At 46.9% G+C, this 13,437-nt stretch carries 13 protein-coding genes and 2 tRNA genes; 1 reads left to right on the top strand and 14 read right to left on the bottom strand.

Annotation, left to right across the window (positions count from 1 at the left end):
• Positions 1 to 27 precede the first annotated feature (27 nt).
• Positions 28 to 729, top strand: coding sequence for an excisionase family DNA-binding protein (locus ICN27_RS04675; protein WP_215310132.1), 702 nt, complete (start codon positions 28 to 30; stop codon positions 727 to 729).
• Between the two features lie 91 nt (positions 730 to 820).
• Here the strand turns inward: ICN27_RS04675 and ICN27_RS04670 are convergent, their stop codons facing one another.
• The 14 genes from ICN27_RS04670 to ICN27_RS10495 form a co-directional block, all read right to left on the bottom strand.
• Complete coding sequence (locus tag ICN27_RS04670; protein WP_215310131.1) at positions 821 to 1,105, bottom strand: H-NS family nucleoid-associated regulatory protein; 285 nt, start codon at positions 1,103 to 1,105, stop codon at positions 821 to 823.
• 204 nt (positions 1,106 to 1,309) lie between these two features.
• A complete protein-coding gene (locus tag ICN27_RS04665) occupies positions 1,310 to 1,711 on the bottom strand; it encodes a PaaI family thioesterase (RefSeq protein ID WP_215310129.1) in 402 nt (133 codons plus the stop codon).
• A 22-nt stretch (positions 1,712 to 1,733) separates the two neighbouring features.
• Positions 1,734 to 1,810 (bottom strand) — tRNA-Pro (locus ICN27_RS04660).
• A gap of 25 nt (positions 1,811 to 1,835) precedes the next feature.
• A complete protein-coding gene (locus ICN27_RS04655; protein ID WP_215310128.1) occupies positions 1,836 to 2,186 on the bottom strand; it encodes a MerR family transcriptional regulator in 351 nt (116 codons plus the stop codon).
• A complete protein-coding gene (locus tag ICN27_RS04650; RefSeq protein ID WP_046330087.1) occupies positions 2,164 to 2,487 on the bottom strand; it encodes an integration host factor subunit alpha in 324 nt (107 codons plus the stop codon). The genes ICN27_RS04655 and ICN27_RS04650 overlap by 23 nt, the downstream gene beginning before the upstream one ends.
• A 42-nt stretch (positions 2,488 to 2,529) precedes the next feature.
• Complete coding sequence (gene pheT / locus ICN27_RS04645; RefSeq protein ID WP_216269133.1) at positions 2,530 to 4,989, bottom strand: phenylalanine--tRNA ligase subunit beta; 2,460 nt, start codon at positions 4,987 to 4,989, stop codon at positions 2,530 to 2,532.
• Positions 4,990 to 5,020: 31 nt separating this feature from the next.
• The gene (gene pheS / locus ICN27_RS04640; protein WP_215310124.1) at positions 5,021 to 6,067 is read right to left on the bottom strand and encodes a phenylalanine--tRNA ligase subunit alpha; all 1,047 of its coding nucleotides are present in this window, start codon (positions 6,065 to 6,067) and stop codon (positions 5,021 to 5,023) included.
• 30 nt (positions 6,068 to 6,097) lie between these two features.
• Positions 6,098 to 6,463 (bottom strand): 50S ribosomal protein L20, encoded by a 366-nt coding sequence (gene rplT, locus ICN27_RS04635; RefSeq protein ID WP_015421011.1) that lies wholly within the window; start codon positions 6,461 to 6,463, stop codon positions 6,098 to 6,100.
• Positions 6,464 to 6,488: 25 nt separating this feature from the next.
• Complete coding sequence (rpmI, locus tag ICN27_RS04630) at positions 6,489 to 6,686, bottom strand: 50S ribosomal protein L35 (protein ID WP_046330084.1); 198 nt, start codon at positions 6,684 to 6,686, stop codon at positions 6,489 to 6,491.
• 138 nt (positions 6,687 to 6,824) lie between these two features.
• Positions 6,825 to 7,358 carry a translation initiation factor IF-3 gene (gene infC, locus ICN27_RS04625; protein WP_370624483.1) on the bottom strand — a complete coding sequence of 178 codons (534 nt, stop codon included), beginning with the start codon at positions 7,356 to 7,358 and terminating at the stop codon, positions 6,825 to 6,827.
• 33 nt (positions 7,359 to 7,391) lie between these two features.
• Positions 7,392 to 9,314: a threonine--tRNA ligase gene (thrS, locus tag ICN27_RS04620; RefSeq protein ID WP_215310122.1), complete on the bottom strand. Its 1,923-nt coding sequence runs from the start codon at positions 9,312 to 9,314 to the stop codon at positions 7,392 to 7,394.
• Between the two features lie 113 nt (positions 9,315 to 9,427).
• Positions 9,428 to 9,504 (bottom strand) — tRNA-Val (locus ICN27_RS04615).
• A 19-nt stretch (positions 9,505 to 9,523) separates the two neighbouring features.
• Positions 9,524 to 11,545 carry a bifunctional (p)ppGpp synthetase/guanosine-3',5'-bis(diphosphate) 3'-pyrophosphohydrolase gene (locus ICN27_RS04610; protein ID WP_216269132.1) on the bottom strand — a complete coding sequence of 674 codons (2,022 nt, stop codon included), beginning with the start codon at positions 11,543 to 11,545 and terminating at the stop codon, positions 9,524 to 9,526.
• Between the two features lie 15 nt (positions 11,546 to 11,560).
• The gene (locus ICN27_RS10495) at positions 11,561 to 13,381 is read right to left on the bottom strand and encodes an alpha/beta fold hydrolase (protein WP_216269131.1); all 1,821 of its coding nucleotides are present in this window, start codon (positions 13,379 to 13,381) and stop codon (positions 11,561 to 11,563) included.
• Positions 13,382 to 13,437 lie beyond the last annotated feature (56 nt).

Genomic DNA, 13,437 nt, shown 5'->3' with positions numbered 1-13,437 from the left:
CAAATAAATTAATGAGATTAGGGACATATGAAAGCGATTACCCCAGAATTGGAATATCTAAGCACCCGTCAAAGCGCAAAAGTACTGCAGGTGTCACTTGGCACCGTCCAGAAAATGGTTGAATTAGGTGAATTAATCGCCTGGAAGACGCGTGGGGGTCACCGACGTATCTTGGCAAGCTCTCTAGATCAGCAGCTAGCACGCCGTAAAAGAGCCATGCGCCAAAAAACTACCCAAAACTGTATTGCGATGGGCATATTCAGAAGAGCTGAAAATAGCCATGAATTAATCGAATCTATTCAATGTTGGCAGTTAAAAGTGGATATGGAGGTATCTGTAGATAGTCTTGAGGGTCTAATGAAGGCAGTTTCAATTGCCCCCGACCTGATATTTCTAGACGCCCTGATTCCACCAGTTGAGCAGGTGCATCTCATCCATTATTTGAGCAAAAACAAGGACACACAGCGTATTCCTATTTTAGTGGATGAAGGATTTATTCGCCTTCATCCGGGGGTAATAGGCCTAGCTGATGAAAATACGGTTGGGGTGAAGTCGCGCTACCCTGAAGTTCTTCAGGAGGAGCTTGAAAATGGCCTAATTGACCAAAATCCGCTGATTATTGGCTATCCAGCTACTAATCCAGAACTTGAAAACACCGTGGGAGATAAAAATCGCCACGAACTCTTAGAGCCTATATTTATCCAGGCGCTCAATAGAAAATGCGCCTAGATACTAAACCAGTTCTTTAAAACACAAAAAAGCCGCTCAATTTTGGTACTGAGCGGCTTTTTTAAATAATAAGTCTAATTAAATCAATATCTTAGATCAAAAAGTTACTGCGATCTCTACCTTCAATCCATTTTGGCGCCTTACCGCGACCAGTCCAGGTATCACCTGTAGAAGGATTGCGGTACTTTGGAGCAACCTTGCCACCAGAACTGCGGGCACCCGCTTTGCGACTGAATAAGTCTGATGCTGTTAAGTCGTACTGCTCAATAATGAGCTTGGCCTTGGCAATACCGTCGGCCTTTTCACGTAAAACCGCTTCTTTAATCTGTTTATCCAACAAATCACGTTGAGCTAACAACTCTTTATAAGATGACATTTTTAGTTTATCCAGATAATCGATTGATGGAATAACAAAGGATTAGCTATTCCTGATTAACTATTATATCCATATATTGAAGTCATCATGATATATATTCAAATGCTGCTTATAACCTTATAGAAATAAGCCTATATTGCAGTAATTAATCAGATAACCAGCATAATCATTATAAATACTATATTTATAATAAGTATATAAACATTACCGTCTCAGCATAAATGTGCCGCTAGATTTAGCGGTAACTTCGCCAGCCTCGTTCAATACTACGGCCTCGCAGTAATAAATCGTTTTTCCAAACTTGAGAACGCTACCCTCCACCACAATCTTGCCAGTACTAGGGCGCAAGAAGCTAACGTTCATATCAATTGTCATGGCGCCAAGTTGCTGGTTCACAGTGCTGCGAGCTGCCGCTCCCATCGCAAAGTCCAACAGGGTCATCACAACACCACCATGAGCAATCTGAAAGCTATTCTCGAATTCTGGTTTGATGACCAGGCTGATACGTGATTTACCGCCTTCAGCATACTCAGGAACAACTCCCAAGTGCGCCAAAAATGGGATGGTCAATCCAAAATACGTAGTGTTGTTTGAGTTTGATGTCATAGGAAGGAGATGTGCAAATGAATGGTCGGGGCGAGAGGATTTGAACCTCCGACCACATGCACCCCATGCATGTACGCTACCAGGCTGCGCTACGCCCCGACGAGAAACGAAATTGTATCAGTAACTATTTGGAGAGAATTTGCAGGACAGCTTGCAACTCATCACGCAAGCGAAGCTCGCCACGAGCCTCATCAAGACGATTGCGGGCACCACTGATTGTGAAGCCCTCTTCATACAAAAGCGCCCTAATCTTCCGAATTAAGACAACTTCATGGTGTTGATAGTAGCGACGATTACCGCGACGCTTTTGTGGACTTAACTGAGTGAACTCTTGCTCCCAATAGCGCAATACATGAGAACGGACGCCACAAAGATCAGATACCTCACCGATCGTGAAATAACGCTTAGAGGGAATTGGGGGGAGCTGCGAACTCAGCAGCACCGTCCCAGCATCAAATGCTGTTTTCTCGAGCATGAGACTCAACTACATCCTTGAGCTTTTGACTTGCATGAAACGTCACAACGCGACGAGCGGCAATTGGAATCATTTGACCAGTTTTCGGATTACGACCTGGGCGAGCAGATTTATTGCGTAACTGGAAATTACCAAATCCTGAAATCTTCACCTCAACACCAGTCTCCAGAGACTTTCCAATACGATCAAAGAAGGCATCAATCATGTCCTTAGCTTCACGCTTGTTCAGGCCAACTTGATCAAAGAGGGCTTCCGAGAGCTCATTCTTGGTAACGGTATCGTTGCTAACTAAATCATTCATGGCGAAAGTCTCTTCTGACAAGATCTGTTGCTAATATTAAACCTAGCGCAGACGAGCTGCGCAATTTTTCTCAAGTGTCGCTAATAAAGCACTCATAACAGCTTCAATTTGAGCATCCTGCAGGGTTTCCTGCGAGTTGAGTAAGGTTACACGGTAGGCTAAGCTTTTCTCGTCGTCAGCCATGCTGCTAGAGCCAGCCTTTGGCTTGAACTCATCAAACAACTCAATTGCCTTCACAAAATTCTGCTTCGTCGCATGCATTGCATCAAGCAAAGTCTGTGAAGAAACAGCTTGCTTTACCACCACCGCCAGATCTCGCTGTACAGCAGGAAATTTACTCAACTCTTCCGGCTGTGGAATTCCTAAATTGCGAATAGCCTCTAAATCCATCTCAAACAGAACTGGAGCCTGTGGCAACTCGTAGGTTTGCTGTAAGCCAGGATGTAATTCACCAATCCAGCCAATATGGTGTTTTCCAGTCGAGGTTATCAGGTGAATTTGTGCGCTGCGACCTGGATGTAGTGCAGGATGAACGGCAGCCTCGGTCGTGAAATGCAATGGATTGAGCACACGCTCCAAATCACCCTTTACATCAAAGAAATCGACTGCTCGATCAGCACTTGCCCACTGCTCCGCTACAAATGAGCCGTAAGCCAAGCCGCCAAGCTGCTGCGGCTGATGAAATCCTGCAACCTTGCCAGCCTCTTCTTGTACGCTAGCATCACGCTTAAATACGCGACCTGTTTCAAATAAACGGACACGGCCAGCACCACGATTTAAGTTTGACTTCAGGTTAGCCAATAAACCGCCCCACAGATTGCTGCGCATGACACCATACTGATTAGCAATCGGATTGAGTACGGCAATGAGATCTTTTTCAGTGGCCGCAACCAATCGTTGCTCACTCTCTAGATCAGTAAATCCAAAGTTCACAGCTTCTTGATAGCCTTGTAGGGCTAAACGCTGGCGCAATAAATGCACGCCACGCTTTGCCTCCGGCTTAGCGCTCATTTTTAAAGAGGAGATTGGTGGTACATCAGGAATATTTTCAAAGCCGTACATGCGCGCGACTTCTTCAATCAAATCTTCTTCAATTTCGATATCAAAGCGATAGCTTGGCGGTGTTACAACAAATAGATCACCCGCTTCTTGCTTGAACTCAAAACCGAGACGCTTAAATACATCAGCAACAATTTCAGTCGTGAGTGGGATACCGATGACTTTCATAGCACGAGCAAAACGCATATTGACTGGTTTGCGCTCAGGAATAGATAACACTTGATCATCAATTGGACCAACTCGACCACCACATACCTCAACAATCAGAGCAGTTAAATATTCCAGACAGTTAGCCGTATTTTGTGGATCAACACCACGCTCAAAGCGATGCGCCGCATCGGTGCTGAAATTAAAACGACGAGCACGCCCCTGAATTGCCAAAGGCTGCCAATAAGCGGCCTCAACATAAATATTTTTAGTGTCATCAGTCACGGCGCAATGATTGCCACCCATAATCCCAGCTAACGCTACAGGACCATTTTGATCGGCAACCACACCAGCATCCTGGATCTTGCCCGCAGAATCTGGACCTTGCAAAGTCACCGTCTGGCCGTTCAATAACTCAAGACTTTCACCCGTCTTCGCCCATCGAACAGATAAGTCACCAGTCAATTTATCAATGTCGAACACATGGGTCGGCTGACCCATTTCCAACATGACATAGTTAGAAAGATCCACCAATGGAGAAATACTTCTTTGACCAGCATTGCAAAGTCGCTGAATCATCCAATCTGGTGTTTGTGCTTTTGGATTAACGCCACGAATCACGCGTCCTGCAAAGCGTCCGCAAAGATCTGAATTTTCAACGGTCACTTTGAGCTTATCGGCAATAGTGACGTTTACTGGCGTCCACTTGGGTGCACACAAGGCAGCGCCTGTGATTGCCGACACTTCACGTGCCATACCCATTAGAGATAAACAATCAGCCTTATTAGGAGTTAGCTTAATAACAAAGATCTGGTCGTCTAGGTTTAGATACTTTCGGATATCCTCGCCAACTGGTGCATCCGCTGGCAACTCGAGAATGCCTTCATGGTCATCGCCTAAACCGAGCTCGCGGCCGGAGCACAACATACCCTGGCTTTCTACACCGCGTAGCTTGCCAAGCTTAATCATGAAAGGCTTGCCACCAGTTTCTGCTGGCGGCAACTCTGCGCCAACCATGGCGCAAGGAATTTTGATGCCAGCGCGTGCATTCGGTGCACCACATACTATTTGTAATTCTTGGCCAGTTCCTGCGTCAACTTTGCAAACACGTAAGCGATCTGCATCAGGATGCTGCTCAGCAGAAAGAATTTGAGCAACTACAATTTTCGTGAATGCAGGCGCTACTGAATGCTGCTCTTCCACCTCGAGGCCTGCCATCGTCATTGCATGGCCTAAGGCATCGCTATCCAGCGAAGGGTTTACATATTGGCGTAACCAAGATTCAGAAAATTGCATATGCGCTATCTACTATTAGAAGGTTGGCCGGTTAAGCCGGAAATTGCGCTAAGAAACGGAGATCGTTCTCAAAGAAAAGGCGTAAATCATCCACGCCGTAACGCAACATCGTCAAACGCTCTAAGCCAGAGCCAAAAGCAAAACCGGTATAGCGCTCTGGATCAATACCCATATTGCGCAATACATTTGGATGAACCTGCCCAGCACCAGAAATCTCTAGCCAACGGCCAGCTAGCTTGCCGCTTCCGAAAGCCATATCGATTTCTGCTGAAGGCTCAGTGAATGGGAAGTACGAAGGACGGAAGCGAACTTGCAGTTCATTGGTCTCGAAAAAAGTTCTTAAGAAATCGGTGTACACACCTTTTAAATCAGCAAAGGAAACACTCTCTGCAATCCATAAGCCCTCAACTTGATGAAACATCGGTGAGTGGGTTGCATCGCTATCTACGCGATAGGTTCTGCCTGGTGCGATCACTTTAATTGGCGGCATCACAGCGGCGTGAGCATATTTCTTGACATGCTCACTCGCATAACGAACCTGAATCGGACTAGTATGCGTACGCAATAACAAAGGCTTTCCATTGGAATCTTTGCCATCAATGTAGAAGGTATCCTGCATGGAGCGCGCAGGATGATTCTCGGGGCTATTTAAGGCGGTGAAGTTAAACCAATCAGTTTCAATTTCAGGGCCGTCAGCTACATCAAAACCAATAGAGCGGAAGATCTCTTCAACGCGCTCCCAGGTACGCATCACAGGATGCAAGCTACCTACAGATTGGCCACGACCAGGCAAAGAGACGTCAATGGATTCCGCTGCAAGCCTTTGCAGCAATACCGCATCAGCCAATGCTTGGCGACGTTCCTGCAATGCAGTCTCTACTTGAGTTTTGATTTGATTAATTTGGGCGCCAGCACTCTTACGTTCATCAGGCGACATTCCACCAAGCGCTTTTAAACGCTCAGTGAGAACACCTGACTTACCGAGATACTTGGCTTTCGCGTCCTCTAGAGCCGCCGAATCGGCAGCTCCGAGGAAATCACGTTTAGCATCCTCGACAATGTGGTCGAGAGAAACCATTGCAGCTTAGTTTTTTAAATGAACTAAGAATTAAGCTGCAGCGCTTACTACGGATTTGATCCGAGTAACCAAAGCAGCAAAAGCCGCCTTGTCAGCAATGGCCATATCAGAAAGCACTTTGCGGTCGAGTTCGATCGCAGCTTTCTTCATACCATTCATGAATACGCTATAGGTCATGTCATGTTGACGAACTGCCGCGTTGATACGAGCTATCCACAATGCGCGGAATACACGTTTCTTATTACGACGGTCGCGGTATGCATATTGACCAGCACGCATAACTGCTTGCTTAGCAATACGGAATACGTTTTTACGACGTCCACGATAGCCTGTTGCGGCATCGGTGATTTTCTTATGACGGGCTCTTGCTGTAACCCCACGTTTGACTCTTGGCATTTAATTCTCCTAATCTAGTCTGAGGTTAAGCGTAAGGAAGCATAGAGCGAATTGACTTAACGTCTGCCTTCGCAACTTCGGTAGTACCACGTAGGTGACGCTTATTCTTTGTGGTCTTCTTGGTGAGGATGTGGCGTTTGAAAGCCTGGCCTCGTTTGATCGTTCCGCCTGCGCGAACTGTGAAGCGCTTTTTAGCGCTACTCTTGCTCTTCATCTTGGGCATAAAGCACCCCTTCTTCTGCATGTGCAACTTAGGTGGTAACCGACGGTTACGCTTCCTGTACCTAGAAGCACTTCTTGCTACCAGGGTCTACGACCCCTCCCTACTTAAACAACAAACCTCATCTTGCGATTTGGTTTATTACTTAGCCTTACGAATGGGGGCCAACACCATCACCATTTGGCGACCCTCCATCTTTGGAAACTGTTCTACTTGACCATGCTCAATCAGGTCTGACTTCAAACGTTCCAACATTCTGACTCCGATTTCTTGGTGAGCCATTTCACGACCCCGAAACCGCAGCGTAATCTTTGTCTTATCGCCATCTTCCAAAAAGCGGATTAGATTGCGTAGCTTCACACCATAGTCACCATCATCTGTGCCGGGACGGAATTTAACTTCCTTCACCTGAATCACTTTTTGCTTGAGCTTAGCTTCATGCAAACGTTTGGCTTCTTGGTATTTGAATTTGCCGAAGTCCATGATCCGGACTACAGGTGGCACAGCCGTCGGAGCAATTTCAACCAAATCGGTCTCTTTCTCTTCTGCCAAAGCCAGGGCTTCACTCAACTTAACTACACCGATGGGTTCTCCATCCAGTCCAATCAGACGCACTTCAGGAGCAGTAATCTCCCGATTTATGCGCTGCGATTTATCAGTAGCGATCTTCTTAATTCCTTTAAAAAAACAATAAAAACCATTCCACCCCTAGCTAAGCTCGGGTCCGACTTTCTGAGAAATATCCTGCTGGAGTCGGGCAACGAAGGCATCAAGAGGCATTACCCCTAAATCCACTCCGCCACGGGCACGAACGGCCACCGAATTACTTTCTGCTTCTTTATCCCCTACAACTAACAAAAATGGGAGCTTCTGTAATGCGTGCTCGCGTATTTTATACGTAATTTTCTCATTCCGCAAATCCGATTCGACTCTAAACCCTTGTTTTTTCAGAGATTGCTGGACTTTTTGGGCATATGCAGCAGAATTATCCGAGATATTAAGGACTACAGCCTGAGTCGGGGCAAGCCAAACTGGCATATTTCCAGCATGGTTTTCGATCAAAATGCCGATAAAACGCTCCAAAGAGCCCACAATCGCTCTGTGCAGCATCACTGGAGCCTTGCGAGTGTTCTCTTCGGTGACATATTCAGCGCCTAAACGGGCTGGCATCGAGAAATCTACCTGAATCGTACCGCACTGCCAAGTACGACCAATCGAGTCCTTAAGGTGATATTCGATCTTCGGACCATAAAAAGCACCCTCTCCTGGCAATTCTTCCCATTCTTGGCCTGAAGCGGTCAAGGCGCCACGCAAGGCAGCCTCCGCTTTATCCCAAATAGCGTCATCGCCAACGCGTTTTACTGGGCGCAAGGCGAGCTTGACGGCAACTTCAGTAAAGCCAAAATCTTGATAAACCTCACGAACTGCCTTATCAAACGCAGCCACTTCAGACTGAATCTGATCTTCAGTACAGAAAATATGGCCATCATCTTGTGTGAAACCACGGACGCGCATCAAACCATGTAATGCACCTGACGGTTCGTTGCGGTGACACTGACCAAACTCGCCGTATCGCAATGGCAATTCACGATAACTATGTAAGCCGGAATTAAAAATCTGCACATGTCCTGGGCAGTTCATCGGCTTTAATGCATATGCACGATTCTCCGACTCCGTTGTAAACATGTTTTCTTTGTAGTTATCCCAGTGGCCAGACTTTTCCCAAAGACCACGATCCAAAATTTGTGGGGCCTTTACTTCTTGGTAGCCTTCGCGCTGATAAACACGGCGCATGTACTGTTCAACCTCTTGCCAAATAGACCAGCCTTTTGGATGCCAGAAAATTAACCCAGGCGCTTCAGCTTGAAAGTGAAATAAATCTAAGAACTTACCAAGGCGACGGTGGTCGCGCTTCTCGGCCTCTTCAAGCATATGCAAATGCGCATCTTGATCTTCTTTTTTCAGCCAAGCTGTACCGTAGATCCGTTGCAACATCTCATTCTTGCTATCGCCACGCCAGTAAGCACCAGCAACGCTCAGAAGCTTAAATACTTTGAGCTTGCCAGTGGATGGCACATGGGGTCCGCGACATAAGTCAGTGAACTTACCCTCAGCATACAAAGACACATCTTCACCCTGTGGGATGCTAGAAATAATTTCCGCTTTGTAGTTTTCGCCTTGATCCTTGAAGAACTTCACAGCCTCATCACGCGGCATCACTGTACGAATCACTGACTCGTCTTTCTTAGCCAGCTCAGCCATTTTCTTCTCAATTGCTACCAAATCTTCCGGTGTGAATGGGCGGTGAAACGAGAAGTCGTAATAAAAACCGTTTTCGATGACAGGGCCAATAGTGACTTGCGCCTCCGGGAATAGCTCTTTAACAGCATAAGCTAATAAGTGCGCCGTGGAGTGACGCACAATCTCCAGCGCTTCTGGGCTTTTATCGGTAATGATTGCCAGCTGACTATCTTTGTCAATCACAAAACTGGCATCTACCATCTTGCCGTCCACTATGCCGCCGAGGGCAGCTTTAGCAAGACCGCTTCCAATGCTTTGGGCAACATCAAGAACGCGTACGGGAGCTTCGAACTCACGTTTAGATCCATCTGGCAGAGTAACTACAAGCATGACCGCTCCATCTTATTAAGATTCAGCCAAAAGACTGATTTACTGCACAACATCTACCAAAAAGAAAGCGCGGGAGCTTTTCGGCAACCGCGCACTTTTGGGTCTTTATTCGTTGGTAGGCTCGATTGGACTCGAACCAACGACCCCCACCATGTCAAGGTGGTGCTCTAACCAGCTGAGCTACGAGCCTATATAAGCCATAGAGTTTATCACCGGCGGCGTACTTGGGTCACCCCTTTGACTTCTTCTAGGGCGTTTTGGATGAGCCGCAAGGCTTCTGAGTCTTTAATCTCCACTGTCAATAGTATTTGAGCAAGGCCTCGCTTGGCAGATTTACGAAGATCAATCACGTGGACACCCTGCCTTGTCAGAATCTCAAACAACTCGCGCATCAACTCAGGACGATCTAGCCCGGTAACAGCTAAATCTGCAGGAAATACACGCCGAGGATCATTTCCGGCGGCCGTTTCAAGCCCAGAATCATTCCAGGCCGTTTGGATAACGCGCTCAGGAGCTCGCTCCAATAAACCTCTAAACGTTTTACAAGAGCGTCGATGGATCGACACACCGCGACCCTGGGTCACAAAACCGGCAATCGCATCGGGTGGTACCGGCCGGCAGCACCGCGCCAACTGTGTCATCAATGAATCTACCCCCACCACCAACACATCACTTGCCTGACCTTGCTTACGAGCGCTTTGTTTAAGAATAATTTCCGGGGCTGGAGCAATGACCTTCGCTTCTGTCTTTTGCTCCAGCTTGGCGTCACTAGACTTAGACCCCGCCTCTTCATCATCCAAAGCATTGAACCAAGCGCGTACACGTGTGCGAGCACGCTGTGAGCGCAAGTAATTGCGGCTGGGACTAATCCAATCTCGCGAGGGGCCGCCATGTTTTACCGCGACGATTTCAACCGTTTGACCATTCTGCAATGAGGTATCTAAAGGCACCATCGCGCCATCTACTCGAGCACCTCGACAACGGTGACCGAGGTCGGTATGAACTGCGTATGCAAAGTCGATAGGCGATGAACCCTTCTCTAAGGAAATGACTTTTCCTAATGGAGTGAGCACATAAATATGGTCATCGATCTCATGGTGTTTGAGTTGCTCCCAAGCGTCTTCTTTCCAGGAGATAAGTTGTCTTGCCCAAGCAATTTGGCGCTCATAGGCAACTGCCGCACTGTGGGTGCCAATTTGATGACTTGGATTTGCATCATTGGACTTATTTTTTGGCGGAGTTGCAGCGCCAATATAAGCACCCTCCTTGTAGCGCCAATGAGCAGCCAATCCATACTCGGCCTGTTGATGCATTTCATTAGTACGTACCTGAATCTCAAATGCTGTCCCATGCTCATCCATCACTACGGTATGCAAAGATTGATATCCGTTTGGCTTTGGCCTAGCAATGTAGTCATCAAATTCCCGTGGCACAGGCTGCCAGACGTTATGTACTATTCCTAAAATTGCGTAACAGGATTTAACGTCATCTACTAAAACTCTAAATGCCCTGACGTCATAGAGATTGGCAAAGTCTAATGACTTGCCCTGCATCTTTTTCCAAATGCTGTAGATGTGCTTTGGGCGACCTTGAACCTCACCCTCAATATGGGCAGCATTTAATTCTTCTTTAAGCTTAGTAACAATCTGATTAATAAAAGATTCGCGCTCAATACGCTTGCCATCTAACATCTTGGCAATGTCGCGGTAGGTTTCTGGAGAGAGAACTCGAAATGCCAAATCCTCCATCTCCCATTTCATTTGCCAAATACCGAGGCGATTCGCAAGTGATGCATCAATATTAAGAATCTCTTGCGCCCAAGCTTTTGGCATCTCAATTTTTTCATGAGTAATCCAACGCAGTGTTTGCAAGCGTGAAGCAAGATAAATGAGAACGACGCGTAGATCATCACCAAAAGCGAGCAACATCTTTCTCAGCATTTCTTCTTGCCCAGAAATACTCAGACCGCCATCATTGCGCACCAGCTTGGCTTGAGCCTGTCTCAGGCCCCGGTAGCCAATCAACAGTCTGGCTGACTCATCGCCAATCAGTTTGGTGAGCGACTCTTTGCCATGGGTGCGGGCAATATTATGTGCAGCGGTGAGCGTTGCTTCATCTAGGTGAAGCAGCTTCAGTATGCTGAGAACGCCAGATGCATGATTTTCAGAAGGCTCACCGTACCAACCATCAATAATTTTGATGCTCTCAGATGCAGAAGCAGCATTTGACATGGGCGATTCAAATCCTTAACTGAAGAATTCTTTTGCTAAAGCCACTTGCTCCAACTTCACAAAAGCCGGTGCATGCCCAACTCCTGGAATTTCAATACTCCGAATGTAAGGATTGACCTTGCACATCTCGGCTACAGTTTTAGCGGAAAGCAAATCTGAGTCACCACCTCGCACGATCAACATCGGAATATGGATTTGCTTGAAAGCATGCCACATCGCCATTTCTCCCGCCTTTGCCATAATCGGATTAACCGATGCAAACGGCACAGAAATATTAGGGTCGTAATGCATTACCCAAAGTCCATCTTTTTGAACGAGCATGGGACCGTTATAAATCTCCCACTCCTCTGGGGTATGACTACCAAAAGACGCACAGATCTCATTGAGGCGCTGCAGAGCATCTGCACGATGAGAAAAGCTAAAAGGCTGGCCAACATAAGAACCTAGGCGCTTGATGGCCTCAGGCTCAATGCGTGGACCTACATCATTAATCAGCATGCGACGAATCGGACTCTTAGGCATTGCGGCATAGACCATGCCAATCAAACCACCCATTGAGGTACCAAACCAGTCTACTTGCGCAACGCCGAGATGCGCAACTAAGCTTGCCATATCCGCAACGTATTGGGGAACAGCGTAGAGCATAGGATTCTGAAGTCGATCAGAATCACCTCTGCCCACCACATCAGGACAAACAACGTAATAGTCCTGACTCATTGCCTCTGCCAGGGTTTTGAAATCACTTCCCCTGCGTGTCAGACCGTGAACACAAACTAGGACCTTGGCATTATTCGGATTACCCCAAGCATGGTAAGCCATCCGATGCGGGCCATCGGGGCTAGTACAAGTCACATAAAAAGTATCGCCATGCTGAATAACATTCGGCTTTTTAATCTCAGCATTGAGGTGTTCATCATGCGTACGCTCATCTGCCATGCCAGGAACTTCTGGCTGCAAAGTCACGTGATCAATTCCGTGTTTATTCAGTAGCATCTCATTGATACGCGCCATGATTTCAGGCCATTCGCCAATACGCTCAATTTCAATATGGCCGATCAGCGCTGGAAAGCTGGGAGTCATCTCCCAAACATGCAGATCATGCACTGCCAAAACACCTGGCACCTTTTTTAAATCCTGGCCAACTTGCAAATAGTCTATGTGTAGAGGCACCCCTTCCATAAGGAAGTGATAAGACTCTTTCAAAATAGAAATGGTGGACTTCAAAATTAAGAGGGAAACCAAAATAGATAGGATGGCATCAATCGGCATCCATCCAGTAAGCTGAATCACAATACCCGCAATCAGAGCGGCTATAGAGCCTAGCAAGTCACCCATGACATGAACTAAGGCAGCGCGAGTGTTGACACTCTTTTTATCGCGCGACAGTACCCATGCCACCACAATATTCATTAGTAGGCCAATGGCTGCCACTATCGTGACAGTTAAGCCATCGACTTTATGCGGATCATAGAATCGACTGATTGCCTCAACCATAATCCATGCCACTAAGGCCAGCATCGCAATGCTATTGACAAAAGCTGCCAAGGCTTCAGCTCTTCCAAATCCAAACGAATGTTTTGGCGATGGCGGACGACGAGAAATGATTTGCGCCAACAAGGCTAGTCCTAGTGCGGCAGCATCTGTCACCATGTGGCCAGCATCCGATATCAGCGCTAAAGAATTCGCAAAGTAAGCGGCGGCACCCTCAACCCCTGAAAAACCGAGTGTGAGCACCAAGGCAATCAGCAAAAGATTTTGGTTGGAAACTTCCTTGCTATGGGCATGCTTAGCATCACCCTGCTTGTGTGCATGAAGTGAGTGATCTACAACGCTCATAAAGGAATCTTTAAAAAAGAAAATGGGGTCATTGACCCCATTATTTCACTATCCAT

The organism is Polynucleobacter sp. Nonnen-W13 (assembly GCF_018881735.1).
Classification (GTDB): domain Bacteria; phylum Pseudomonadota; class Gammaproteobacteria; order Burkholderiales; family Burkholderiaceae; genus Polynucleobacter.
This window is presented reverse-complemented; position numbering and strand designations above follow the sequence as displayed.

Coding starts and splice junctions, on each gene's coding strand:
- rpmI (WP_046330084.1), bottom strand. CDS start 6,686: ATGCCCAAGATGAAGAGCAAGAGTAGCGCTAAAAAGCGCTTCACAGTT.
- pheS (WP_215310124.1), bottom strand. CDS start 6,067: ATGGTTTCTCTCGACCACATTGTCGAGGATGCTAAACGTGATTTCCTC.
- ICN27_RS04665 (WP_215310129.1), bottom strand. CDS start 1,711: ATGACATCAAACTCAAACAACACTACGTATTTTGGATTGACCATCCCA.
- ICN27_RS04610 (WP_216269132.1), bottom strand. CDS start 11,545: ATGTCAAATGCTGCTTCTGCATCTGAGAGCATCAAAATTATTGATGGT.
- rplT (WP_015421011.1), bottom strand. CDS start 6,463: ATGCCAAGAGTCAAACGTGGGGTTACAGCAAGAGCCCGTCATAAGAAA.
- ICN27_RS10495 (WP_216269131.1), bottom strand. CDS start 13,381: ATGAGCGTTGTAGATCACTCACTTCATGCACACAAGCAGGGTGATGCT.
- ICN27_RS04655 (WP_215310128.1), bottom strand. CDS start 2,186: ATGCTCGAGAAAACAGCATTTGATGCTGGGACGGTGCTGCTGAGTTCG.
- ICN27_RS04650 (WP_046330087.1), bottom strand. CDS start 2,487: ATGAATGATTTAGTTAGCAACGATACCGTTACCAAGAATGAGCTCTCG.
- pheT (WP_216269133.1), bottom strand. CDS start 4,989: ATGCAATTTTCTGAATCTTGGTTACGCCAATATGTAAACCCTTCGCTG.
- ICN27_RS04670 (WP_215310131.1), bottom strand. CDS start 1,105: ATGTCATCTTATAAAGAGTTGTTAGCTCAACGTGATTTGTTGGATAAA.
- ICN27_RS04675 (WP_215310132.1), top strand. CDS start 28: ATGAAAGCGATTACCCCAGAATTGGAATATCTAAGCACCCGTCAAAGC.
- thrS (WP_215310122.1), bottom strand. CDS start 9,314: ATGCTTGTAGTTACTCTGCCAGATGGATCTAAACGTGAGTTCGAAGCT.